Genomic DNA, 23,530 nt, shown 5'->3' on the forward strand with positions numbered 1-23,530 from the left:
CTTAAAGGTTTTGTGTTGTTTTCTTTTCAAATACTTATAATTGTTCAAAGGATTATCTAATTGATAGTTCTTTTTTTTTATTTTTGGTATCCTAGTCATATGAAAAGAATCAAAATTGATGTTGTGATTGTTCCTTTAAGCGGACATTTGTATCCAACTATGAATTTATTGCTCCCTCTTTTAGACAATCCTCAATATGAGATACGTTTGTTTACAGGTCCTCAAAAGAAAGCTGTTTGCGAAGCATCTGGTTTTCAAGTAGTTCCCATACTTGAAGATCACATTGAGGAGTTTGAAAGTGCAGCAAATAACTCTGAGCAATTAGGAATTTTATCGGCCTATCATCAACTTTCTGCTAGTATTGATTTAATTAACGTAGTTTCAGATCAATTATTGGATGAGTGGCAAAAGAATCGTCCAGATATTGTTATTGCTGATTTTATAACTTTGTCAGGTGGGCTCGTGGCAAATCAGCTTGGTATTCCTTGGATTACTACCATGGCTACACAATTTGTTTTAGAAACGACTGACGGCCCGCCCTGTCTAATTGGTGGGATGGGGAGTCCCAAGAATGCCTGGGATTCTGCAGTACAATTTTTAGGTAGAAAGGGAACTCGGTTAGTAAAACGGATTGTATCTTTTTCGTTTCGTGATCGTTTAAAGAGATATAATTTTAGACTCTATAATCAGCTGGACCAAGAGACTATTTATTCTCCATATTCAATCCTTGGTATAGGGATGAAAGAAGTAGAGTTAAAAAAGGGATTCCCAGAACACTACAAGTGGGTAGGACCCTCTGGAGCTTCGGTTGAGGTAGGAGAGGATTATCCTTTAGATTTGTCTCCTTTTATGGATCGAAAGAAAGTTTTGGTGACTTGTGGGACACAACTAGCTTGGGCCAAAGAAAATCTTATTTATCAAGCTACGCAACTTGCAAAATCTCATCCTGATTGTCACTTTTTTGTAACTCGTGGTGTAGGTGGAGAGCCCTTCCAATGTGAAAATCTCATGGAGAATCTGTCCGTTGTTTCTTATCTTCCTTACAAAGAATACATTCCTCAGATGGATTATGTGATTCATCATGGTGGAGCTGGGATTTTTTATCAGTGTATCATTTATGGTAAACCAGCTTTGATTTTGCCTCATGATTATGATCAATTTGATTATGCTGTTCGGGGTTTGGAGGCAGGTGTTGCTTTCACAGCTAAAAGAGATAATAGCAAGGAGATTGGGCAGGCCTTTGAAAAATTAATTGCTAAAGAAGATTGGTCAAAATTAGAAATTTTACGCCAGGCTGCACAATCCTATCATCCAACAGAAATTTTGGAAAGCGAAATCCACCGTCTGTTAGCAGATAAGGAGAAAGAATGATGAAAAAAGTATTAGTCACAGGAGCCACTGGTTTCTTGGGGAAATATGTAGTAGAAGAACTAGTTGAGCATGGTTACCAAGTGCGAGCTTTTGGTAGAAACAGTCAGGTAGGGCAATCCTTGGAAGACTCTTCTGTCAGTTTTTTTCAGGGGGATTTGACCAAAGCTGATGATGTGCTAGAGGCTTGCAAGGGGATGGACCTGGTCGTTCATGCGGGAGCCCTGTCAACAGTTTGGGGTCCTTGGGAAGATTTTTATCAGGCTAATGTTTTAGGAACCAAATATGTTCTCGAGGCATGTCACCAAACAGGTATTCAACGTTTAGTCTATGTATCCTCACCAAGCATCTATGCTGCTCCTAAGGATCAGTTGGCTATCAAAGAAAATGATGCTCCAGAGGAAAATAATCTCAATAATTATATTCGTAGCAAATTGGCTTCAGAGAAGCTCTTTAAAGATTATCCAGATGTTCCTAATATCATCTTGAGACCTCGGGGACTGTTTGGGATTGGAGATACCAGCATCTTGCCACGGGTGATTAATCTTAGTCAAAAAATTGGTATTCCTTTAATTGGAGATGGGCGTCAGCTCATGGACATGACTTGCGTGGAAAATGTTGCTCTCGCAATTCGTTTAGCCTTAGAAGTCCCAGAAGCAAAAGGTGAGGTCTATAACATTACTAATGGCGAACCGAGGGCATTTAGGGATTTGCTAGAGGAAAGTTTGACAGGTTTGGGTTACCCAATCAAATATAGAAAAATTCCAGCATCTCTATTAGCAAGAATTGCAAGTAGTTTAGAGTTTCTTTACAAGTCCTTGAATCTGAAAGGGGAACCGCCTTTAACACGATATACCTATTATCTACTTCGTTATAGTCAAACTCTAGATATTAGCAAGGCTGAGAGGGAATTGGGGTATCGTCCGAAAATTAGTATTTCAGAAGGGATTGAACAATATGTCCAAGATTATCGAAAGCATTGAGTATTTCCCAGCGGGATATTGTACGAGTTATGCCGGTTTGCTCTTTAAAGGTGTTAAGAATAGAAAGATGACTTTCCCTGCAGGTGTCTTTTTGATCAAACACAGGGATAAAGGATATTTGCTCTATGATACTGGCTATCACTATGATATTAAGACAAAACTAAGATATGCTTTATATCGCTTGGGGACGCCCGTTCAAATGACAGAACAGGATCAGATTTCGCACTTGCTGAAAGCTAAAGGAATCAAGCCAGAAGAAATCAAGTATGTCTTGTTGTCTCATCTACATCCAGATCATTTGGGAGGGACTAGCTTCTTTCCGAATGCAAACTTTATCCTGACCCAGGAAGTCTATGATGTTTACAAGAAGCCCAAACTAAAAGATTTAATTTTTAAAGAATTTTTACCGAGTGACTTCGAGGAAAGATTGACAGTCATCAAGACAAATCAGCAAAACTCCAACTTCAATTATCGTTCCACCAATGATCTTTTTGGAGACGGAAGTATCCTGGTAGCTTCTATTGATGGGCATGCTAAGGGCCAAGCCTGTCTCTTTATTCCAGATTATCATCTCTTTATTGCAGCAGACCTTTGCTGGGGAATTGACCTTTTATCCTATACGAAACAGATGCATCTGATTCCTTCCTTGGTGCAAGATAGTAAGGCTGAATATATCAAAGGAACAGAGCTCTTGGAAGAGGTTTTAAAGGATGGAATAGAAGTGCTCGTTAGCCATGACCCTGTAGAAAGGATTGAGCGGATTTTGTATGAAAAAAATAACCTTTCTTAAAACTTTTATCCAAACTCGTTGGCTACATAATTTTAAGTCTCGAGAAGCCTTAGAAAACTATCAGAAAAAGCAGTTGGCTGCCTATATGGACTTTCTCAAACGTGAGTCACCTTATTTCAAAAATGGTGTGCCTCACGACTTTGACCATATGGATAAAGCTTTTATGATGACGCATTTCAACGAACTTAATACTCAAGGAGTGGATCGAGATGAGGCCTTGGCTTTGGCTATCGAAAGCGAGAAGACCCGTAATTTTACAGAACTCAAAGGTGAAATAGCAGTTGGGTTGTCTTCTGGAACATCTGGACACCGGGGACTCTTTATCACAACTGAAAAAGAGCGCAGTATGTGGGCGTCGGCAATTCTAGCCAAGATGTTGCCCAAAGGTCACCTTTTTGGACATCGTATAGCTTTTTTCCTGAGAGCAGATAATGAGCTGTATCAGACCATCAATACGGCGCTCATTCGTTTAGAATACTTTGATATTTTCAAGAATACAGATGAGCATATCGAGCGCCTCAACAATTATCAACCGACCATCGTGGTGGCGCCTGCTTCGATGTTGATTGAATTGAGTAAGCGTCTAAAAGCGGGAGAGCTAAAGATTCAGCCACAAAAAATCGTTTCAGTAGCTGAAATCTTGGAAAATAGTGACAGAGAACGGATTTCTGCGGCTTTTGCACTACCAGTTATTGACCAAGTCTATCAAGCAACAGAAGGTTTTCTAGCTTGTACTTGTTCGGCTGGGAATCTGCATCTTAATGAAGACATCATCTTTGTGGAAAAACACTATTTGGATGACCGACGTTTTTATCCAGTCATTACTGATTTTAAGCGGAGCAGTCAGCCTGTTTATCGCTACCAGCTCAACGATATCTTGGTTGAAAATCCTGAACCTTGTTTATGTGGGTCTTATTATACAAGGATTGACAAGGTTGAAGGGCGTTCTGATGATATCTTCTATTTTGATAGGCAAGATGGAGGTCAGGTCACGATTTATCCTGACTTTATCAGACGTTGCATTCTCTTTGTGGAGAATGTCGGAGATTACCAAGTTAAACAACATTCTGAGAGGTTAATAGAAGTTTGTCTGAGTCGAAGGGACGAGCAATTGGAAACAGCCATTACAGAGCAATTTCGACTCTTGGCTCAACAAAAAGAGTTTAAAGAACCTGAAATTCGATTTTCAGATTATCACTGGGATACAAGCCGTAAGCTCAAGCGTATCCAACGTTTATGAAAGGAAAAAAGATTATGACAGAAGTGAAAAGACATGTAGAAATCGCAGGCTATGGAGTTTACCTTCCAAAAAATACAGTGCAATTTAAAGACCAAACCCGTTACCGTGTCGTAGAAAATGAAGAAACACAGCTAGATTTGGCAGAAGCGGCTATCCAACGTGCACTTGAAAATGCAAACTTAAGTATTAAAGACATTGATTGCCTTGTATCAGCTAGCGCGGTAGGTGTTCAGCCTATTCCGTGTACAGCTGCTTTGATTCATGAGCGCGTGGCAAAAGGACTCTCTATTCCAGCCATGGATATCAATACGACTTGTACAAGTTTTATTTCAGCTCTATCAACGATGTCACATTTGATTGAAGCAGGAGAATATCGTCGCGTTTTGATTGTATCTAGTGAAGTTGGTAGCTTGGGTCTTAATCCAAAGCAAAAAGAAAGTTATGAACTCTTTGGTGATGGGGCCGCAGCCTTTATTTTCCAAGCAAGTAACAAGGATAAGGGAGTGATAGCAAGCCTTCAACGTACTTGGTCGGAAGGAGCTCACGATACTGAAATCCGTGGAGGTTTGACCTCATATCAACCAAAAGAGTACTCTGAAGAAACGAAGACCAATTTCATGTTTGATATGAAAGGGAAGAAAATCCTCTTGCTTTCTGCTCGTGTCATTCCAGAAATGTTCCAAGAATTCCAAGAGAAATCCGGTATTTCTAAAGATGCTGTAGACTATATTATTCCACACCAAGCTAGTCGAGCATTACCACTTGTTATGGGTAAATTAGGAGTTAACAAAGACAAGTATCTCAATATTGTCAGTGAGTATGGGAATATGGTTTCCGTTGCGGTACCTTTTGGCTTGGCCTATGCACTCGATCATGGCTATGTGAAGGAAGGAGATACTATCTTCTTAATGGGGACTGCAGCTGGTATGACGGTTAATATGTTGGCTTTGAAATTGTAAAATAAGAGCAGGCACCTATAAGTGGCCTGCTTTTTAAATTAATTTTAAACGTAGAACTATCGGCCTATACAGAAAAAGCTTGATAAGTTTTATGAAACTAAGTATACTAGAAGGTGACAAGCATTTTCAGACGTTGAATTAGGGAGTAGACTTAGAAATTGAGAGGGAGATATGGGGACAAGAAAATTTCGATTATTGATGTCCAAGTATGGCTTTAGTATTGCGATAATTCTGATAGAATTATTTGTTATTTTTGGCATTATTCTTTACATGAGTCAGATTGCTCCGCTTGTTTGGGTTTCCCTTGTATTTCTGGTTAGCGTGGCAACTGTTATAGCGATTGTTAATCGCTCCATGTCTCCTGAGAGCAAGGTGACTTGGTTGATTGTGACCTTTGTGCCGGTGTTTGGTCCACTGCTTTATCTCATGTTCGGTGAAAGAAGGCTATCAAAAAAAGAACTGAAACAACTCCAGGAATTGAATTCTATTGCATTTCATGAGAATAATGGGCGCCAACTCCATCTGCAGCTACAGGAGACAGATAAATCAGCTTATGGAATTATCAATGCCTTGCTACATATGGATAGTAATGCAGAAGTCTATGACCAGACAGATTCACAATTTTTCGCAAGTGGCGAGGAAATGTGGCAACAGATGCTGAAGGATCTTAAAAGAGCTGAAAAGTTTATTTTTCTTGAATACTATATTGTCGAAGAGGGCTTGATGTGGGATAGCATGCTCGAAATTCTCGAAGAAAAAGCTGCTCAGGGTGTTGAAGTCAAGATGCTCTATGACGATATTGGTTGTATGGTGACTTTGCCTGGGGATTATACTGTTTATTTGCGGTCTAAAGGAATTGATGCTCATAAGTTTAATAAGGTGATTCCTCGTATGACAGTGGCCTATAACAACCGTGACCACCGTAAAATCTTGGTCATTGATGGACAGATTTCCTATACTGGTGGAATTAATCTTGCAGATGAATATATCAATCAGATTGAACGTTTTGGACACTGGAAAGATAGTGGAATTCGGATAGATGGTCCGGCGACTCAAGCCTTTACCAGACTATTTCTCATGAACTGGTACATCAACCGTGGGGAAATCAGTGACTTTGATCAGTATCATTTGGAAAATCAGACACGGTCTGGTAGTGGTCTTTGTATCCCATACGGTAGTGGACCGAAACCGATTTACCAGATGAAGGTGGGTAAAATTGTCTATCAAAACTTGATTAATCAAGCGGAAGATTTTGTCTATATCACAACGCCTTATCTCATTATTGATTATGATTTGACAGAGGATATAAAAAATGCGGCCATGCGAGGCGTGGATGTACGAATTGTAACTCCATATATACCGGATAAAAAGCTCATCCAGTTGGTAACTCGAGGATCTTATCCAGACCTTTTATCTGCTGGTGTACGTATCTTTGAGTATACTCCTGGTTTTATCCATAGTAAGCAAATGATTGTCGATGATCGATTTGCAGCTGTCGGAACCATAAATCTAGACTATCGTAGCTTGGTTCATCACTATGAAAATGCGGTTTTATTATATGAAACACCGTCTATTGCAGCTATTCGTAAAGACTTTGAAGAGATTTTTGAAGTGTCGCAAGAAATCTTCACAGATACCATAAATCCAACATGGTATCAAATGATGATTAAAGAAATTACACAGTTATTTGCACCAATGCTTTAATTGAAAGAGATGGATTACCGTCTCTTTTTTTCTGCAAGCAGTTTCCTTGACATCTTATTTTTTTTGCGTTATCATATGTCCATATAATATATGGGAGTCTGTGTACAGTCTGAGAGGAAGTGTTAAACTTCGACCGCACCTGATCTGGGTAATGCCAGCGTAGGGAACGAAACTTAGCCGAATCATGCACCTTTTTCATATATGAAAGAGGTTTTTCTTTTTTCAAAGAAAAACTGTAACTTAGAAGGAGGTTTTAATGAAAGCAAGCATTGCTTTACAAGTCCTACCCCTGTCACAAGGGATTGACCACATAGCTGTTATTGATCAAGTCATTGCTTATCTGCAAGCTCAAGGAGTGACTATGGTAGTGACACCCTTTGAAACGGTCTTAGAGGGAGACTTTGATCAACTCATGCGCATTCTCAAAGAAGCGTTAGAAGTGGCAGGTCAAGGGGCAGACAATGTTTTTGCCAATGTGAAAATAAATGTAGGAGAGATTTTAAGCATCGATGAGAAACTTGAAAAATATAATGAGACGGCACATTAGTCTGCTAGGATTTTTGGGTGTCTTATCTCTTTGGCAGGTAGCGGGTTTGTTAAAACTCTTACCAAAGTTTATCTTGCCGACACCACTTGAAATCCTTCAGTCTTTTGTTCGTGACAGAGAATTTCTCTGGTACCATAGTTGGGCAACGTTAAAGGTTGCCTTGTTAGGTCTGGTATTGGGTGTCTTGATAGCCTGTATCATGGCCGTCCTTATGGATAGTCTGGGCTGGTTAAATGACCTGATTTACCCAATGATGGTGGTTGTCCAGACCATACCGACCATTGCCATAGCTCCTATCCTGGTTTTATGGTTAGGTTATGGAATCTTGCCCAAGATTGTCTTGATTATCTTGACGACAACCTTTCCGATTATTGTCAGTATTTTAGATGGATTTAGGCATTGTGACAAGGACATGCTAACCTTATTTAGTCTGATGCGTGCAAATCCCTGGCAAATCCTGTGGCATTTTAAAATCCCTGTCAGCCTGCCCTACTTTTATGCAGGATTGAGGGTCAGTGTCTCTTACGCCTTTATCACAACAGTGGTATCTGAGTGGTTGGGAGGCTTTGAAGGACTTGGTGTCTACATGATTCAGTCCAAGAAACTGTTTCAGTATGATACCATGTTTGCCATTATTATTCTGGTATCGCTTATCAGCCTTCTGGGTATGAAGCTGGTCGATATCAGTGAAAAATATGTGATTAAATGGAAACGTTCATAGAACAATAACGTTTGAGAAAAAGAAAAGAGGAAATAAAAATGAAGAAAACATGGAAAGTGTTTTTAACGATTGTAACAGCTTTTGTAGCTATCGTGCTGGTGGCTTGTGGCCAAGGAACTGCTTCTAAGGATAACAAAGAAGCAGAACTTAAAAAAATTGACTTTATCCTAGACTGGACACCAAATACCAACCATACAGGGCTTTATGTAGCCAAAGAAAAAGGCTATTTCAAGGAAGCTGGAGTGGATGTTGATTTGAAATTGCCGCCAGAAGAAAGTTCATCTGATTTAGTTATCAATGGTAAGGCACCGTTTGCTATCTACTTCCAAGACTACATGGCTAAGAAATTGGAAAAGGGGGCAGGTATTACTGCCGTTGCCGCTATAGTTGAACACAATACATCAGGAATCATCTCTCGTAAGTCTGACAATGTTAGCAGTCCAAAAGACTTAGTTGGTAAGAAATACGGAACCTGGAATGATCCGACTGAGCTTGCTATGTTGAAAACCTTGGTAGAATCTCAAGGTGGAGACTTTGAGAAGGTCGAAAAAGTACCAAACAACGACTCAAACTCAATCACACCGATTGCCAATGGCGTTTTTGACTCTGCTTGGATTTATTATGGTTGGGATGGAATTCTAGCCAAATCTCAAGGTGTGGATGCAAACTTTATGTATTTGAAAGACTACGTAAAAGAGTTTGACTACTACTCACCAGTTATCATCGCTAACAACGATTATCTGAAAGACAACAAAGAAGAAGCTCGCAAAGTCATCCAAGCCATCAAAAAAGGCTACCAATATGCCATGGAGCACCCAGAAGAAGCTGCAGATATCCTCATCAAAAATGCACCTGAACTTAAGGATAAACGTGACTTTGTCATCGAATCTCAGAAATACTTGTCAAAAGAATACGCAAGCGACAAGGAAAAATGGGGACAATTTGATGCTGACCGTTGGAATGCCTTCTACAAATGGGATAAGGAAAATGGAATCCTCAAGGAAGACTTGACTGATAAAGGATTTACCAACGAATTTGTAAAATAATGACAGAAATTAGACTAGAACACGTAAGCTATGCCTACGACAATGAAAAGATTTTAGAGGATATTAACCTGCAAGTGACTTCAGGTGAAGTGGTCTCTATCCTAGGCCCCAGTGGTGTTGGAAAGACCACCCTCTTTAACCTGATTGCTGGGATTTTAGAAGTCCAGTCTGGTAGAATCATTCTTGATGGAGAGGAAAATCCCAAGGGGCGCGTGAGCTATATGCTACAAAAGGATTTACTTTTGGAACATAAGACTGTTCTAGGCAATATCATCCTGCCCCTCTTGATTCAAAAGGTGGATAAGGCGGAAGCCATTGCCCGTGCAGACGAAATCCTTGCTACTTTTCAATTGACAGCCGTCAGGGATAAGTATCCTCATGAGCTTAGTGGAGGGATGCGCCAGCGTGTGGCCTTACTCCGCACTTACCTTTTTGGGCACAAGCTCTTTCTTTTAGATGAGGCCTTTAGTGCCTTGGATGAGATGACTAAGATGGAGCTTCATACCTGGTATCTTGATATTCATAAACAGCTAGGCCTGACGACACTCATTATTACGCATAGTATAGAGGAAGCTCTTAACCTTAGTGATCGGATTTATATCTTGAAAAATCGCCCGGGGCAGATTGTTTCAGAAATTAAACTAGATTGGTCTGAAGACGAGGACAAGGAAGTCCAAAAGATTGCTTACAAACGTCAAATCTTGGCAGAATTAGGCTTAGATAATTAGAAAAATAGGGAGTTGGTGAGGTTGCTACTTTGCCAGCTCTTTTTTATCTATAAATGGGAATTCTGATAGATAAAAAGTGATAAAATTGACCTATGGTGTTATGATGAAAAAGATGAAATTAAAAAACATTTAGACACAGATCTTGAATTTAATGTTAATGGCCGAGGTGCTTGTTTCTTATCTAGCATTTGTGTAGCTGGTTATGATTATGAAGGTCAGAAGTTTGATACAATTGATGAAGCTATGGAAGCTAAAGTTTTTGATGGTAAAAGTTTAGTAGATATATGGGATGAAGTTTTTCTACAAATATCTTAAAATAAAAAATATGGACACATTATTGCAATAGATGATAGAAAGAGCATGAATGATGTTAAATAATGAACTACATAACTACAACAAACAAGACTCATCCGATGAAATAGATGAACTCATTACTTCGGAGTCTAATCTTGAAGGGTACAGTGATTTTTACAAAGATAGTGAAGATTCAAAAGTTTGGTGGATTGATAAAATAGATGTTATAGGAGAGATTCTGTTCAGCTTTGATAAGAAAAAAATTTATAACATTTTTCTCGACTATCCTCACAACATGACTGAAGAAGAGGTTAAAATTTTTGATAGCGAGAATCCTTTCTGGAGAGATTTTTTCTCTCGATGATAGAATATGGACTATAGTAGAAAAAACTGTGAAAAATTCACGCTACAAAAAACTTCGGTATACCATTAATAATACCGAAGTTTTATTTTTCTAGACTTTACGAAATATTTCTTAGATTTGATCATAAATAACATACTTTCAAAGGATTTGAAAGCTAGGTGTAACTTTGTTATTATAACATAAATGTAGAATAGAAAACGGAATAAGGCATAGTTTGCTATCGGTAGCGATTTTTAAAACTCAGTATTTTCAAGGATTAAGCCCTAAAAGTTTGACTTATAGAGTCTTAAATGATAGTATAGTCAAAGATAGTCAAAGTTTGAAAAGGAGGTAGCAAGCTATGAAATTTAAAAATACATCAGACCATATTGAAGCCTATATCAAGGCGATTTTAGAACAATCTGGTATCGTCGAATTGCAACGTAGCCAGCTAGCGGATACCTTTCAAGTCGTACCTAGCCAGATTAATTATGTGATTAAAACTCGTTTTACAGAGAGTAGAGGATATCTAGTTGAGAGTAAGCGTGGTGGTGGGGGCTATATTCGCATAGGTCGAATTGAATTCTCCAACCACCATGATATGCTCCGTGATTTGTTGTATTCAGTGGGTGATGAGGTAAACCAAGTCATCTTTGAAGACGTCTTAAGACTCTTAGTCGAACAAGACTTGTTGACACGCCAAGAGATGAGTCTATTATTAGCTATGGGGACAGACCGAATTCTAGGTGAGGAAGCTAATTATATTCGTGCCAATATGCTTCGCCAGTTGTTGCATGAAGTAGATAGAAAAGGAAAATAAAATTACATGAAATATTCAAAAGCATTAAGAGAATGTATAGATAGCGCCTTTCTGGTAGCGAGTCGCTTTAATGCAGACTACCTAGAGTCTTGGCATTTGCTGATTGCGATGGCCAATCATAGCTACAGTGTTGCTGGAGCAACTTTGAATGAATTCCCGTATGAGATTGATCGTTTAGAGGAAGTTGCTGTTGAATTAACAGAGGCAAACTTTAACCACAAGGAAGATTATCAGGAACTCCCTTTTTCCTATCGCTTAAATGTCTTGATGTTGGAGGCGGAACATGTTGCTTCGGTTGTACATGCCAAAGCATTGGGGACTGAGCACCTTCTCTACGCAATCTTGCATGACGGTAATGCTTTAGCTACTCGCATTTTGGAAAAAGCAGGTTTTTCTTATGAAGACCAGAAGGACCAAATCAAGATTGCTGGACTTCGTCGTAGCCTTGAAGCGCGTGCTGGTTGGACAAAGGAAGATTTGAAGGCTCTACGTCAGCGCCATCGCTCAGTAGCAGATAAGCAAAATTCGATGGCCAATATGATGGGTATGCCTCAAACTCCAAGTGGCGGTTTGGAAGATTACACTCATGACCTCACAGAGCAAGCTCGTTCTGGCAAGTTGGAACCAGTTATTGGTCGTGACCAAGAAATCTCACGGATGATTCAAATCTTGAGTCGTAAGACCAAAAATAATCCAGTTTTAGTTGGAGATGCGGGTGTCGGTAAAACAGCACTGGCACTTGGCCTTGCACAGCGAATTGCTAATGGAGATGTACCAGCTGAAATGGCTAAGATGCGTATTCTAGAGCTTGACTTGATGAATGTGGTTGCAGGGACTCGATTCCGTGGTGACTTTGAAGAACGTATGAACAATATCATCAAAGATATCGAGGAAGATGGTAAGGTTATCCTCTTTATCGATGAGCTTCATACTATTATGGGTTCAGGAAGTGGGATTGACTCGACCTTGGATGCGGCCAATATCCTGAAACCTGCCTTGGCACGTGGAACTCTGAGAACTGTCGGAGCGACTACTCAGGAAGAGTATCAAAAACACATCGAAAAAGACGCAGCCCTTTCTCGTCGCTTTGCAAAAGTGATGATTGAAGAGCCGAGCGTGGCGGACAGTATGGCAATCTTACAAGGATTAAAAGCAACTTATGAGAAGCACCACCATGTCCAAATTACAGACGATGCTGTCGAAACAGCTGTTAAAATGGCGCATCGCTATTTGACAAGCCGTCACTTGCCAGACTCAGCGATTGACCTTTTGGATGAAGCGGCAGCGACAGTTCAAAACAAATCGAAACACGCTAAACAAGATGAGTCAGGTTTAACAGCAGCTGACAAGGCATTAATGGATGGCAAATGGAAGCAAGCAGCGCAACTCATTTCAAAAGAGCAGGAAGCACCTGTTTACAAAGATGTAGTAAAAGAATCTGATATTTTGACAACTTTGAGTCGCTTGTCAGGTATTCCAGTTCAAAAATTGACACAAACGGATGCTAAGAAGTATCTCAATCTTGAAGCTGAACTCCACAAGCGTGTGATTGGGCAAGAACAAGCAGTATCTAGTATCAGTCGTGCTATTCGCCGAAATCAATCGGGAATCCGCAATAACAAACGTCCAATTGGATCCTTTATGTTCTTAGGGCCGACTGGTGTTGGTAAAACTGAGTTGGCCAAGGCCTTGGCAGAAGTTCTCTTTGATGACGAATCTGCCCTTATCCGCTTTGATATGAGTGAGTATATGGAGAAATTCGCAGCTAGCCGTCTCAACGGAGCTCCTCCAGGTTATGTAGGTTACGAAGAAGGTGGAGAGTTGACCGAGAAGGTTCGCAATAAACCGTACTCAGTACTTCTCTTTGACGAAGTAGAAAAGGCGCACCCAGACATCTTTAATGTGCTCTTACAGGTTTTGGATGATGGTGTCTTGACGGACAGTAAGGGTCGCAAGGTTGATTTCTCAAACACCATTATTATCATGACGTCGAACCTTGGTGCGACAGCTCTTCGTGATGACAAGACAGTCGGCTTTGGAGCTAAGGACATTCGTTTTGACCAGGAAAATATGGAAAAACGGATGTTTGAAGAGCTGAAAAAGGCTTATCGTCCAGAGTTTATCAACCGTATTGATGAGAAGGTAGTCTTCCATAGCTTGTCAAGTCAAGATATGCAGGACGTGGTTAAGATTATGGTCAAACCATTGATTGCAAGTTTGGAAGAAAAAGGGATAGACTTGATACTTCAAGCATCTGCTCTTAAACTTCTAGCTCAGAAGGGATATGATCCAGAGATGGGAGCTCGACCGCTTCGTAGAACCCTACAAACTGAAGTAGAAGACAAACTAGCAGAGCTTCTTCTTAAAGGAGAATTGGAAGCTGGCAAGACCCTGAAGATTGGTGTCAAAGCTGGTCAATTAAAATTTGAGATTGCATAAAACAAAAACTAGGATACTTTAGTTCAGGTAGATAGAAACCCTTCATTGCCATCAATGCAGAAAGGAAGTAGAAGATGATGAATCAAACTATTCCAACCGGGATGACAGAAAAAGAGTATTTTGAAGTTCATGCAAGCCAGGAGGAGTTTCTTGAGTGGTATCACCAGCAAGAACTCCCTCAGTATGAAAAGCCAAGTGTGACTGTGGATATGGTAGCCTATTGCTTTGTAGAAGGGAAAATGAAACTCTTTCTGATTCGTCGGAAGGCACATCCTTTCCAAAATTGTTTAGCGCTAGTTGGCGGATTTATGGATAAGGGGGAAGATGCTGCCCATGCTTGTCAGCGTGAAGTGAAAGAAGAAATCAATCTTGAACTTCCCTTAGAAAAGATTGAACAGTTAGTAACAGTATCGACTCCTGCTCGTGATCCCAGAGGTTGGACGGTTACCATTGCCCACTTGGTTTACCTACCGAACCGAGCGATTGACTTGGTCCAGGCAGGAGACGACGCAAAAGAAATCGTTCTTGTAGATGTTGATTTTCACACAGGTAAGTGTTATTTGGATGGAAAAGAACTGGAAGAGAAGGACTTTGCATTTGACCACTTATCCATTATTCAAACATCCATCCAGAAGATTCAAAAAGCTATCGACTATGACCCTCGTTTCCTTTATCTACTAGAGGATGAGTTCACAGTGGATGACGGCCTAGCTCTCATTGAGACTCTATGCCCAGGGAAATCAGATACGAGTGAGAGTTTCTTAGAGAAATATGGAGACAGCTTAGAGGAAGTTGGTTTTAAACGGATTCCTCAGAAGGAAGTCATCACTATTTATCGATTAAAATAAAAAAGAGGTCGGGACAAAATCCCAACCTCTTTTTGTTGTTATTTTTTGTTTAAGAATGTTCATCTTTTTTAGAATTACTCATGGTTCGAATGAAGAAATCTTTGTATTTGTATTTTAAATAATGTTCGTGTAAGTATAGTAGAGACATATATACAATCATGAAGATTGTGGTTAAATAAAATAAATCAAATGTAGTCTGGGCATAGCGACTTGCAGACTGATAAGAGCAGAAAGCACCTAAAATTATCCAAGGAAGATATTTGTAATATTTGCTTGACATAAGTCTACACCTCCAATATCCTATTTCAATTTTATTATAGCCCTTCAAGAAAAAAATGCAAGCGATTACACTTTTAAAATATAGCATTTCAGTAGAAAGAATCTTCTTTTTTTAATTCTTTACGAATAGTAGAGATAGGAGGATTAAAAAGGGACAAGTATAAATAAAAACCATATATAAATAGTTGACAAACAAGCAAGAAAATATTACAATAATATTACAGAAGTGTTGCACAACATTTCGAAAAGATTACAGGAGAAAAATATTATGAAAACAAAAAACTCAATTCGATTGCTAGCAGTTGCCGTATTGGCTTCAACATTGCTCTTGGGAGCATGCGGCAATAAAAAAGAAGAAGCTAAAAATGACAATGCTAATAAGACAACGCAAACGACATCAAGTTCAAAGACAAGCTCTTCTAACAAAGAAAACAAATCTCAAACTTCAACAAGCACCACTACTTCAGAAAAAGCTAAGTCCTCTTCTGATCAGTCAGCTGCTACTGCAAATCAATCGCAAGCAACACCAGCACCAGAAACAAAACAAAACCAAGAATCTTCTGCTAAGCAAACCCCTTCTCAAGCTCCATCCAATCAAGAAGGAACACAAGCAAAATCGAATCAGTCAACTTATGATCCAACAACTGATCGCAAACTTCAAGACAAGCAGGCAGAACATAACAAACGTTATAAAGGTGTCTTGACTATGGTGGACAAAGATTTTTCGGCTGCAGCTGGAAATTGGAAGGGTGCTAATGGTGAAACAATCACTGTTTCATCAGGTGGTCAGTTTACAGTAGAATCTGCCGATGGTAAGAAAGAAAACTATTCTATCCAAAGCTATTCTTATACTCTTGATGATGGGAAATACAATGCTGAAGTAGGTGGTGGAAAAGTCATCCAAATTACAACAGGTGCAGATGGTACGGTATCTAGTGTTGTTTTGATTCAACCATAGAAAGCCGCCTCGCCTCAAATCTTGTCTAGACTTAGATTTATAAAAGAGTAGTTCAACTGTTTTTCACTTAATTTCTCTAATAGAAGTGGTATAATAAATGAATCGAAAGGGAATGAGTGACAAAGCAATGGCGGATAAATTAATTTTACCTCAAAATACACGACTCATGGGAGTATTTCTGGGCTTTATAGGTGGTTCTTTGGATGTGTTTTGTCACATCCAGTACCATAGTTTGGTGGCTACACAGACAGGGAATATTCTCCTACTGATATCAGATTGGCATGACTCAAATGTCATCAATACCATGCTGCGATTCTGCTCCATTATTTTCTTTTCCCTAGGATTTGTTTTTGCCTTACACGTGAAAGAATATCGTAAAACAGCCTATTGGCGAGTTAAGATGCTACTTCCCTTATTTATCGGGACTCTTCTTCTGCCCTTCTTTTCAAGATTTCCCTTACTAGAAGTTCCTTTTATTGCTTTTGGAACAGGAATGATGATGCTAACATTTACGGGTAGTTTGATTGAGGATCATCCCTATGTCATTTTTATGACCTCTGGAAATTACCGAAAGATGTTGACTGCTTTGTATCGCATAACTAGGGGAGAAGGAAATATCCAAGAATATCGTCGTCAAGCCTTGAACTATGGGATTGTTGTAGGGAGTTTCGTAGCGGGGGCAATTAGTTTGGCTGTATCGATGCATTTTCTCCATGAATGGTCGATTTGGATTGTCAGCTTTAATTTATTTTTGATTATGTGCTACTATATTGCTAGAGTGAAGCAACTCGATTTGCAAGATGAAAATATATAAAAAGGCAAGGCTCGTTTTGAGCTTTGCCTTTTTGTGAGATAGAAGATTATGCTTTATCTAATTGCAAGAGTGCTTCAATCTCAGCCAGAGTGCTAGCTTGTGAAATAGCTCCACGGAGTTTAGCAGCTCCAGATGTTCCACGGAGATAGTGAGGAGCTAGTCCACGGAATTCACGGACAGCAACCTTTTCTCCTTTGAGGTCAATCAAGCGTTTCAAGTGTTCATAGGCGATTTTCATTTTATCTTCAAAGGTCAAATCAGGCAGGATTTCTCCTGTTTCAAAGTAATGATTGATTTGGTTGAAGAGGTAAGGATTTCCCATAGCTGCGCGTCCAATCATAACGGCATCAGCACCGACTTCTTCAATACGTTGTTTTGCATCTTGGACAGTGCGGATGTCACCATTGGCGATAAATGGAATTTTTGTAAGAGCTTGGGCAACCTTGTGAAGGGTTTCAAGGTCCGCATGGCCAGTATACATTTGTTCACGGGTACGACCGTGCATGGCAAGGGCAGAAACACCTGCAGCTTCAGCAGCGAGGGCGTTTTCTACTGCTAAGGATGGGTCAGACCAGCCTGTACGCATTTTGACAGTGAGAGGGATATCAAGGACTGATTGAACCTTGTTAATGATAGAATAGATCTTGTCTGGATCCTTGAGCCACATAGCACCAGCCTCGTTTTTTACGATTTTATTAACTGGGCAGCCCATGTTGATATCGACGATATCGGTCTTGGTGTTTTCTTGGATGAATTCTGCTGCGCGTGCTAGGCTATCTTCGTCGCTTCCGAAAAGTTGGATCGAAACTGGGTTTTCTCCTTCATCGATATGAAGCATGTGAAGAGTCTTTTCATTGTTGTATTGGATTCCTTTGTCAGAGACCATTTCCATAACAACGAGTCCAGCTCCGAGCTCTTTTGCAATAGTGCGGAAGGCAGAGTTGGTTACTCCCGCCATAGGTGCTAAAACGGTACGATTGGGAATCTCAACATTACCAATCATAAAAGGTGTATTAAGATTTGTCACGAATGAGTTCCTCCAGGTCGTTTTCATCAAAGTTGTAAGTAGTTTGACAGAACTGACAAGTAATTTCTGCCCCGTGGTCTTCATCCTTCATTTCTTGTAAATCTGAGCTCGGAAGGCTCGCAAGAGCATCCATAAAGCGTTCTTTGCTACAGTCGCATTGGAAACGAATTTCTTCTTCAGACAGACGTTTGTATGGTTCGTCGCCGTAGATAGCTTTGAGAAGGGCTTCGATATGGTCGTCACTCTCTAGCAGTGTTGAAATGGCTGGCATTTCTTGGATACGTTTTTCAAAACGGGCGATTTCTTCTTCCTTGGCATTTGGCAATACTTGGAGCAAAAAGCCACCAGCAACTTCGACCTTGTCGTCTCCATCTAAAAGGACATTAAGCCCTACAGCTGAAGGGGTTTGTTGACTTTCTGTTAAGTAGAAAGCTAGATCTTCGCCAATTTCTCCAGAGATGAGAGGTGTCATGGAATTATATGGATTTCCAGTACCGTAGTCTGTAATCACAAGAAATTGACCATTGCCGACAAAAGGTCCAACGAGGACTTCTCCTGTTGCAGTCTTTTTAATGTCAACTCCAGGGTTTTGAACGTAGCCTTTGACGTTACCCTTGGTATCTGCAACTGTGATAATGGCACCGAGGGAGCTCGTTCCAAGAACCTTGACAGTCAGCTTGGTATTTCCTTTTTCATTGGCTGCGAGAATCTGGCTGGCAATGAGGGTCCGACCAAGTGCTACAGTTGAGCTAGCTTGGGTTTGATGTTTTTCTTGAGAAGTGCGGACAGTTTCAGTGCTGTCTAGTACATAAGCACGAAAAGATCCACTTTCTGATATTGTTTTAATAATTTTATCCATAGCTACTATTTTAGCATAAAAATGCCCAAAGGGGGAGCCGTGTGTTTGCTAGTCTTTTAAATTGCATGATTTAAAATTGTTTTCGCTAGATAACAAAAGGGTGATGTTTTTATTCCTAGCTTGGCTTGTCTTAAAATAAGCTAAAATCAACTTCTAAAAAATGGTAAACAGTTGAAAACAAAGGGAATAAAGTGGTAAAATGAGAACAAGATAAAATAGTAATTGTATGTTTGAGAAAAAATGATGAAAATTTACAGAAAAGAAATCAATCATGAATAAAAAGAAACCATACTATGTTTTTTTAGGACAAACTGTCCTGTATTTTATTGTTTTACTGGGTTTACTTTATTTCTTTAGCTATTTAGGGCAAAGTCAGGGAAGCTTTATTTACAATGAATTTTAGTTTTAAGGAGAGAAAGAATCGTGTCTAATAAGCCAATTAGAGATATGATTGAACGAATTGAGCATTTCGCTCAAACTCAGCCGGCTTTTCCAGTATATAATATCCTTGGAGAAGAGCATACCTATGGTCAATTGAAGGCTGATTCAGATAGCTTGGCTGCAGCTATTGATCGACTAGACTTGCCTGAGAAATCTCCTGTAGTAGTTTTTGGTGGTCAAGAGTATGAGATGTTGGCTACTTTTGTGGCCTTGACCAAATCTGGCCATGCCTATATCCCAATTGATAGCCACTCTGCCTTGGAGCGTGTGTCTGCTATTCTTGAAGTAGCAGAGCCAAGCTTGATTATTGCCATCAATGAATTCCCATTGAAAAACCCAGCTGCTCCGATCATGTCCTTGGAGCAAGTGCGTGAAGCTTATAAGGCTCAGTATACCTATGACTTGCAACATCCTGTCAAAGGGGATGATAACTACTACATCATCTTTACCTCAGGGACAACTGGGAAACCAAAAGGGGTGCAAATTTCGCACTATAACTTGCTCAGCTTTACCAACTGGATGATTACAGACAAGGAATTTGCAACGCCAGAGCGTCCGCAAATGTTGGCGCAACCACCCTATTCCTTTGACTTGTCTGTCATGTATTGGGCACCGACCTTGGCTCTTGGAGGAACCCTTTTTGCTCTTTCATCAGCCATCACTCAAGACTTCAAACAACTCTTTGCAACTATCTTTTCTCTTCCGATTGCGATCTGGACTTCAACACCATCTTTCGCAGATATGGCCATGTTGTCTGAGGATTTCAATGCTGAAAAGATGCCAGGGATCACCCATTTCTACTTTGATGGGGAAGAGTTGACCGTTAAAACCGCTCAGAAATTGCGCGAGCGTTTCCCAAATGCGCGCATCATCAATGCCTACGGTCCAACGGAAGCGACGGTAGCTTTGTCGGCAGTGGCTATTACAGATGAGATGTTAGCTACTTTGAAACGTCTGCCGATTGGTTACACCAAAGAAGATTCTCCAACCTTCATTATTGATGAGGCAGGAAACAAATTGCCAAATGGTGAGCAAGGGGAGATCATCGTATCTGGCCCAGCCGTTTCAAAAGGTTATATGAATAATCCAGAGAAAACAGCAGAAGCCTTCTTCGAATTTGAAGGCCTTCCAGCCTACCATACGGGAGATGTCGGAACCATGACGGATGAAGGTCTCCTTCTCTATGGTGGACGGATGGACTTCCAAATCAAGTTTAACGGTTATCGTATCGAGCTAGAGGATGTCTCTCAAAACTTGAACAAATCGAAGTATATTGACTCAGCAGTCGCAGTACCGCGTTATAATAAAGATCACAAGGTCCAAAATCTCTTGGCCTATGTTATCTTAAAAGATGGCGTTAAAGAACAATTTGAGCGCGAAATTGATATCACGAAAGCTATCAAGGAAGACTTGGAAGATATCATGATGTCTTACATGATGCCATCTAAGTTCCTGTATAGACAAGATTTACCACTAACTCCAAATGGCAAAATTGATATTAAAGGATTGATTAATGAGGTGAATAATAGATGATGGATTTCCTAAAACAGCTACCTCATATTGAGCCTTATGGGAATCCACAGTACTTTTTGTACGTAATTACGGCTACCTTGCCAATCTTTATCGGACTTTTTTTCAAAAAACGTTTTGCCTGGTATGAAATATTGGTTAGTTTGTTCTTTATCGTTACTATGTTGACGGGGGGCAAGACTAATCAAATAGCTGCCTTAGGAATTTATCTGATATGGCAAATATTACTGGTACTTTTTTACAAGCAGTATCGAAAAGTCCGAGATGGCAAATGGATTTTCTACTTGGTGAGTCTATTATCGTTACTTCCCATCATTTTTGTGAAAGTGCAACCAGCTATTAATGGCACACAATCTTTATTAGGATTTATTGGTATTTCCTATTTGACTTTTCGTTCGGTGGGAATCATTATTGAACTCAGAGATGGAGTCATTAAGGAATTAAAGTTGTGGGAGTATTTACGTTTTCTCCTCTTTATGCCGACATTTTCAAGTGGGCCCATTGATCGTTTCAAGCGTTTTAATGAAAATTATAAGACGATTCCAGAACGTGATGAGTTGATGGACATGCTAGCTGAGTCAGTTCGATATATCATGATGGGGTTTCTGTATAAATTTATCCTGGCTCATATTTTAGGCGAAATTATGTTAACGCCCCTAAAAAATCTAGCTCTTCAGGCAGGTGGATTCTTTAACTATTATGTAGTAGCAGTCATGTATACATTTGGTTTGGATCTTTTCTTTGATTTTGCGGGCTATTCTATGTTTGCTTTGGCGATTTCAAATCTGATGGGAATTCGTAGTCCGATCAACTTCAACAAACCTTTTTTATCGAGGGATTTGAAGGAGTTTTGGAATCGTTGGCATATGAGTTTATCTTTCTGGTTCCGTGATTTTGTCTTTATGCGTATGGTCATGTTAATGACGAGAAAGAAGCTTTTTAAGAATCGAAATGTGACTTCAAGTGTCGCCTATATCCTGAATATGCTCCTTATGGGCTTCTGGCATGGGATAACATGGTTTTATATCGCTTACGGACTCTTTCATGGGATAGGCTTAGTGATGAATGATGCCTGGGTTCGGAAGAAAAAAACGCTCAATAAAGAACGTAAGAAAGCAGGGCGAGCTCCCTTGCCTGAGAACCGTTGGGTTCAGTTACTTGGCATGGTGATAACCTTCCATGTCGTGATGATTTCATTCTTAATCTTCTCCGGATTCTTGAATGATTTATGGTTTAAAAAATAGAAGGAATTAAAAAATGGATATCAAATCGGAAGTTATTGAAATTATTGATGAATTGTTTATGGAAGATGTTTCTGACATGATGGATGAGGATCTTTTTGATGCAGGTGTCTTGGACAGTATGGGAACAGTTGAATTAATTGTGGAAATTGAGAATCGCTTTGATATTCGTGTCCCGGTTACAGAATTTGGTCGTGATGACTGGAATACAGCCAATAAAATCGTAGCAGGGATTACGGAGTTAAAGAATGATTAAACGCTTGTGGTTAATTTTTGGGCCACTCCTTATAGCTGGTTTATTGGTTCTTCTGCTTATCTTTTTCTATCCTAGTAGTAAAAGTCACAATCTTATGGAGGAAAAATACTCTGCGGCCTCAATAAGTGCAGAAAGCTTTAAGGAGAGAAGTCAAAAAGTGAGAGCTCTCACAGACCCTGATATGTGTTTTATCCCTTTCTTTGGGTCAAGTGAATGGATCCGTTTTGACAGTATGCATCCAGGTGTATTAGCTGAAAAGTATAATCGCCCCTACCGTCCGTATTTTATGGGGCAGGCAGGAGCGGCTTCTCTTAGTCAGTATTTTGGGATGCAACAAATCATACCTGAACTTAAAAATAAACAAGCTGTATTTGTAATCTCTCCACAGTGGTTTACAAAAGAGGATCATGATCCGACTATTTTTCAAACATATTTTAATAATGATCAGTTGACTGCCTTTTTGGAGAATCAATCTGGGGATGTTGCCTCTCAATATGCGGCTAGTAGACTCTTAAAGCTAAATCCAAGAGTTCCGATGAAAGGAATTGTTGAGAAACTGGCTAATAATGAACAGTTGTCAGACTTTGATCAAACGATGGTAAATCTCTCTGCCGAGTTCAATGAAAGACAAGCTGCCCTTTTTGGTCAATTCTCTATTCGAGGCCAATTAAAGTATAAAGATCATATTGAAAAATATTTGAATAGCCTCCCGGATCAATTTTCGTATGAAGAATTGGAAAATATTGCACGTAAGGACGCAGAAGCAAATACGACCAATAATGATTTGGGAATGGAGAATCACTTCTACAATACTCAATTAAAGAAGGATTTGAAAAAGTGGGAAGGGTATCAAAAAAATTACAACTTCCTCCAGTCAAGGGAATACAATGATTTACAGTTAGTGCTCGATCAATTTGCAAAATCTAAGGTCAATGTGCTCTTTGTCTTTCAACCTGTCAATAAAAAATGGATGGATTATACAGGTTTGAGTGAGGAGATGTATCAACACTCTGTCGAAAAAATTCGTTACCAGTTGGAGAGTCAAGGTTTCACCAATATTGCTGATTTTTCAAAAAACGGTGGAGATCCCTACTTTGTTAAGGATACGATTCATATTGGTTGGTTAGGCTGGTTGGCGTTTGACAAGGTTGTAAATCCTTTTTTGAGTAATCCAACAACAGCTCCTAATTACCAAATGAATGATCGATTCTTCAGTCAGGATTGGGCAAATTACGATGGGAATATTAAAGATTTTCAATAAATAGCAACAGAGCCTGAACCTTGGTTTGGGCTTT

The 23,530-nt window shown here is 39.7% G+C and carries 24 protein-coding genes; 21 read left to right on the top strand and 3 right to left on the bottom strand.

The window, feature by feature from the left end; all coding sequences use genetic code 11:
* Positions 1-99 precede the first annotated feature (99 nt).
* From ACWPVF_RS00745 to ACWPVF_RS00810, 14 genes are all read left to right on the top strand, one after another.
* On the top strand, positions 100-1,371 hold the full coding sequence (locus tag ACWPVF_RS00745; protein ID WP_454384100.1) for a glycosyltransferase: 1,272 nt from the start codon (positions 100-102) through the stop codon (positions 1,369-1,371).
* The gene (locus ACWPVF_RS00750) at positions 1,371-2,351 is read left to right on the top strand and encodes an NAD-dependent epimerase/dehydratase family protein (RefSeq protein WP_454385770.1); all 981 of its coding nucleotides are present in this window, start codon (positions 1,371-1,373) and stop codon (positions 2,349-2,351) included. Before ACWPVF_RS00745 ends, ACWPVF_RS00750 begins: the two co-directional genes overlap by 1 nt.
* Positions 2,326-3,141, top strand: a complete 816-nt coding sequence (locus tag ACWPVF_RS00755; RefSeq protein ID WP_454384102.1) for an MBL fold metallo-hydrolase — start codon at positions 2,326-2,328, stop codon at positions 3,139-3,141. Before ACWPVF_RS00750 ends, ACWPVF_RS00755 begins: the two co-directional genes overlap by 26 nt.
* Positions 3,119-4,381 (top strand): F390 synthetase-related protein, encoded by a 1,263-nt coding sequence (locus ACWPVF_RS00760; protein WP_454384104.1) that lies wholly within the window; start codon positions 3,119-3,121, stop codon positions 4,379-4,381. Before ACWPVF_RS00755 ends, ACWPVF_RS00760 begins: the two co-directional genes overlap by 23 nt.
* 14 nt (positions 4,382-4,395) lie before the next feature.
* Positions 4,396-5,340: a 3-oxoacyl-[acyl-carrier-protein] synthase III C-terminal domain-containing protein gene (locus ACWPVF_RS00765; protein ID WP_454384106.1), complete on the top strand. Its 945-nt coding sequence runs from the start codon at positions 4,396-4,398 to the stop codon at positions 5,338-5,340.
* A 171-nt stretch (positions 5,341-5,511) separates the two neighbouring features.
* A complete protein-coding gene (cls, locus tag ACWPVF_RS00770; RefSeq protein ID WP_454384108.1) occupies positions 5,512-7,044 on the top strand; it encodes a cardiolipin synthase in 1,533 nt (510 codons plus the stop codon).
* Between the two features lie 256 nt (positions 7,045-7,300).
* Positions 7,301-7,591 (top strand): thiamine-binding protein, encoded by a 291-nt coding sequence (locus ACWPVF_RS00775; RefSeq protein WP_454384110.1) that lies wholly within the window; start codon positions 7,301-7,303, stop codon positions 7,589-7,591.
* A complete protein-coding gene (locus ACWPVF_RS00780; protein ID WP_045613716.1) occupies positions 7,554-8,312 on the top strand; it encodes an ABC transporter permease in 759 nt (252 codons plus the stop codon). Before ACWPVF_RS00775 ends, ACWPVF_RS00780 begins: the two co-directional genes overlap by 38 nt.
* A 38-nt stretch (positions 8,313-8,350) precedes the next feature.
* Positions 8,351-9,358: an ABC transporter substrate-binding protein gene (locus ACWPVF_RS00785; RefSeq protein ID WP_454384113.1), complete on the top strand. Its 1,008-nt coding sequence runs from the start codon at positions 8,351-8,353 to the stop codon at positions 9,356-9,358.
* A complete protein-coding gene (locus ACWPVF_RS00790) occupies positions 9,358-10,086 on the top strand; it encodes an ABC transporter ATP-binding protein (RefSeq protein ID WP_454384115.1) in 729 nt (242 codons plus the stop codon). Before ACWPVF_RS00785 ends, ACWPVF_RS00790 begins: the two co-directional genes overlap by 1 nt.
* 364 nt (positions 10,087-10,450) lie before the next feature.
* The gene (locus ACWPVF_RS00795) at positions 10,451-10,744 is read left to right on the top strand and encodes a DUF7675 family protein (protein WP_454384117.1); all 294 of its coding nucleotides are present in this window, start codon (positions 10,451-10,453) and stop codon (positions 10,742-10,744) included.
* A 340-nt stretch (positions 10,745-11,084) separates the two neighbouring features.
* Complete coding sequence (locus ACWPVF_RS00800; protein WP_454384119.1) at positions 11,085-11,543, top strand: CtsR family transcriptional regulator; 459 nt, start codon at positions 11,085-11,087, stop codon at positions 11,541-11,543.
* A gap of 6 nt (positions 11,544-11,549) precedes the next feature.
* Entirely contained in the window at positions 11,550-13,982 is a 2,433-nt protein-coding gene (locus ACWPVF_RS00805; protein ID WP_454384121.1) for an ATP-dependent Clp protease ATP-binding subunit, read from the top strand.
* Positions 13,983-14,056: 74 nt separating this feature from the next.
* On the top strand, positions 14,057-14,830 hold the full coding sequence (locus ACWPVF_RS00810; RefSeq protein ID WP_454384123.1) for an NUDIX domain-containing protein: 774 nt from the start codon (positions 14,057-14,059) through the stop codon (positions 14,828-14,830).
* Between the two features lie 49 nt (positions 14,831-14,879).
* Here ACWPVF_RS00810 and ACWPVF_RS00815 read toward each other — a convergent pair whose 3' ends face one another.
* Positions 14,880-15,110, bottom strand: coding sequence for a hypothetical protein (locus ACWPVF_RS00815; RefSeq protein ID WP_016466580.1), 231 nt, complete (start codon positions 15,108-15,110; stop codon positions 14,880-14,882).
* A 267-nt stretch (positions 15,111-15,377) separates the two neighbouring features.
* Between ACWPVF_RS00815 and ACWPVF_RS00820 the strand changes: the two genes are divergently transcribed.
* Entirely contained in the window at positions 15,378-16,067 is a 690-nt protein-coding gene (locus ACWPVF_RS00820; RefSeq protein WP_454384126.1) for a hypothetical protein, read from the top strand.
* Positions 16,068-16,194: 127 nt separating this feature from the next.
* Entirely contained in the window at positions 16,195-16,881 is a 687-nt protein-coding gene (locus tag ACWPVF_RS00825; RefSeq protein ID WP_454385772.1) for a YoaK family protein, read from the top strand.
* Positions 16,882-16,927: 46 nt separating this feature from the next.
* Here the strand turns inward: ACWPVF_RS00825 and dusB are convergent, their stop codons facing one another.
* Both dusB and hslO read right to left on the bottom strand, forming a co-directional pair.
* Positions 16,928-17,908: a tRNA dihydrouridine synthase DusB gene (dusB, locus tag ACWPVF_RS00830; protein ID WP_263394113.1), complete on the bottom strand. Its 981-nt coding sequence runs from the start codon at positions 17,906-17,908 to the stop codon at positions 16,928-16,930.
* Positions 17,895-18,767 (bottom strand): Hsp33 family molecular chaperone HslO, encoded by an 873-nt coding sequence (gene hslO / locus ACWPVF_RS00835; RefSeq protein ID WP_454384128.1) that lies wholly within the window; start codon positions 18,765-18,767, stop codon positions 17,895-17,897. Before hslO ends, dusB begins: the two co-directional genes overlap by 14 nt.
* 271 nt (positions 18,768-19,038) lie before the next feature.
* Here hslO and ACWPVF_RS00840 point away from each other — a divergent pair, with 271 nt between their 5' ends.
* From ACWPVF_RS00840 to dltD, 5 genes are read left to right on the top strand one after another with little or no spacing between them, the layout of a single operon-like run.
* The gene (locus ACWPVF_RS00840) at positions 19,039-19,170 is read left to right on the top strand and encodes a teichoic acid D-Ala incorporation-associated protein DltX (RefSeq protein ID WP_006154052.1); all 132 of its coding nucleotides are present in this window, start codon (positions 19,039-19,041) and stop codon (positions 19,168-19,170) included.
* 20 nt (positions 19,171-19,190) lie between these two features.
* Positions 19,191-20,741 (top strand): D-alanine--poly(phosphoribitol) ligase subunit DltA, encoded by a 1,551-nt coding sequence (dltA, locus tag ACWPVF_RS00845; RefSeq protein WP_454384130.1) that lies wholly within the window; start codon positions 19,191-19,193, stop codon positions 20,739-20,741.
* Complete coding sequence (gene dltB, locus ACWPVF_RS00850; protein ID WP_454384132.1) at positions 20,738-21,982, top strand: D-alanyl-lipoteichoic acid biosynthesis protein DltB; 1,245 nt, start codon at positions 20,738-20,740, stop codon at positions 21,980-21,982. The genes dltA and dltB overlap by 4 nt, the downstream gene beginning before the upstream one ends.
* Before the next feature lie 13 nt (positions 21,983-21,995).
* A complete protein-coding gene (gene dltC, locus ACWPVF_RS00855) occupies positions 21,996-22,235 on the top strand; it encodes a D-alanine--poly(phosphoribitol) ligase subunit DltC (RefSeq protein ID WP_414254617.1) in 240 nt (79 codons plus the stop codon).
* On the top strand, positions 22,228-23,496 hold the full coding sequence (gene dltD / locus ACWPVF_RS00860) for a D-alanyl-lipoteichoic acid biosynthesis protein DltD (RefSeq protein WP_454384135.1): 1,269 nt from the start codon (positions 22,228-22,230) through the stop codon (positions 23,494-23,496). The genes dltC and dltD overlap by 8 nt, the downstream gene beginning before the upstream one ends.
* Positions 23,497-23,530: the final 34 nt, after the last annotated feature.

It is taken from the genome of Streptococcus sp. Marseille-Q7087 (genome assembly GCF_965111935.1).

What these genes read in the sequence shown, in the direction of transcription:
- ACWPVF_RS00745 (WP_454384100.1), top strand. Translation starts at nt 100, where the DNA reads ATGAAAAGAATCAAAATTGATGTTGTGATTGTTCCTTTAAGCGGACAT.
- ACWPVF_RS00750 (WP_454385770.1), top strand. Translation starts at nt 1,371, where the DNA reads ATGAAAAAAGTATTAGTCACAGGAGCCACTGGTTTCTTGGGGAAATAT.
- ACWPVF_RS00755 (WP_454384102.1), top strand. Translation starts at nt 2,326, where the DNA reads ATGTCCAAGATTATCGAAAGCATTGAGTATTTCCCAGCGGGATATTGT.
- ACWPVF_RS00760 (WP_454384104.1), top strand. Translation starts at nt 3,119, where the DNA reads ATGAAAAAAATAACCTTTCTTAAAACTTTTATCCAAACTCGTTGGCTA.
- ACWPVF_RS00765 (WP_454384106.1), top strand. Translation starts at nt 4,396, where the DNA reads ATGACAGAAGTGAAAAGACATGTAGAAATCGCAGGCTATGGAGTTTAC.
- cls (WP_454384108.1), top strand. Translation starts at nt 5,512, where the DNA reads ATGGGGACAAGAAAATTTCGATTATTGATGTCCAAGTATGGCTTTAGT.
- ACWPVF_RS00775 (WP_454384110.1), top strand. Translation starts at nt 7,301, where the DNA reads ATGAAAGCAAGCATTGCTTTACAAGTCCTACCCCTGTCACAAGGGATT.
- ACWPVF_RS00780 (WP_045613716.1), top strand. Translation starts at nt 7,554, where the DNA reads ATGAGAAACTTGAAAAATATAATGAGACGGCACATTAGTCTGCTAGGA.
- ACWPVF_RS00785 (WP_454384113.1), top strand. Translation starts at nt 8,351, where the DNA reads ATGAAGAAAACATGGAAAGTGTTTTTAACGATTGTAACAGCTTTTGTA.
- ACWPVF_RS00790 (WP_454384115.1), top strand. Translation starts at nt 9,358, where the DNA reads ATGACAGAAATTAGACTAGAACACGTAAGCTATGCCTACGACAATGAA.
- ACWPVF_RS00795 (WP_454384117.1), top strand. Translation starts at nt 10,451, where the DNA reads ATGATGTTAAATAATGAACTACATAACTACAACAAACAAGACTCATCC.
- ACWPVF_RS00800 (WP_454384119.1), top strand. Translation starts at nt 11,085, where the DNA reads ATGAAATTTAAAAATACATCAGACCATATTGAAGCCTATATCAAGGCG.
- ACWPVF_RS00805 (WP_454384121.1), top strand. Translation starts at nt 11,550, where the DNA reads ATGAAATATTCAAAAGCATTAAGAGAATGTATAGATAGCGCCTTTCTG.
- ACWPVF_RS00810 (WP_454384123.1), top strand. Translation starts at nt 14,057, where the DNA reads ATGATGAATCAAACTATTCCAACCGGGATGACAGAAAAAGAGTATTTT.
- ACWPVF_RS00815 (WP_016466580.1), bottom strand. Translation starts at nt 15,110, where the DNA reads ATGTCAAGCAAATATTACAAATATCTTCCTTGGATAATTTTAGGTGCT.
- ACWPVF_RS00820 (WP_454384126.1), top strand. Translation starts at nt 15,378, where the DNA reads ATGAAAACAAAAAACTCAATTCGATTGCTAGCAGTTGCCGTATTGGCT.
- ACWPVF_RS00825 (WP_454385772.1), top strand. Translation starts at nt 16,195, where the DNA reads ATGGCGGATAAATTAATTTTACCTCAAAATACACGACTCATGGGAGTA.
- hslO (WP_454384128.1), bottom strand. Translation starts at nt 18,767, where the DNA reads ATGGATAAAATTATTAAAACAATATCAGAAAGTGGATCTTTTCGTGCT.
- ACWPVF_RS00840 (WP_006154052.1), top strand. Translation starts at nt 19,039, where the DNA reads ATGAATAAAAAGAAACCATACTATGTTTTTTTAGGACAAACTGTCCTG.
- dltB (WP_454384132.1), top strand. Translation starts at nt 20,738, where the DNA reads ATGATGGATTTCCTAAAACAGCTACCTCATATTGAGCCTTATGGGAAT.
- dltC (WP_414254617.1), top strand. Translation starts at nt 21,996, where the DNA reads ATGGATATCAAATCGGAAGTTATTGAAATTATTGATGAATTGTTTATG.
- dltD (WP_454384135.1), top strand. Translation starts at nt 22,228, where the DNA reads ATGATTAAACGCTTGTGGTTAATTTTTGGGCCACTCCTTATAGCTGGT.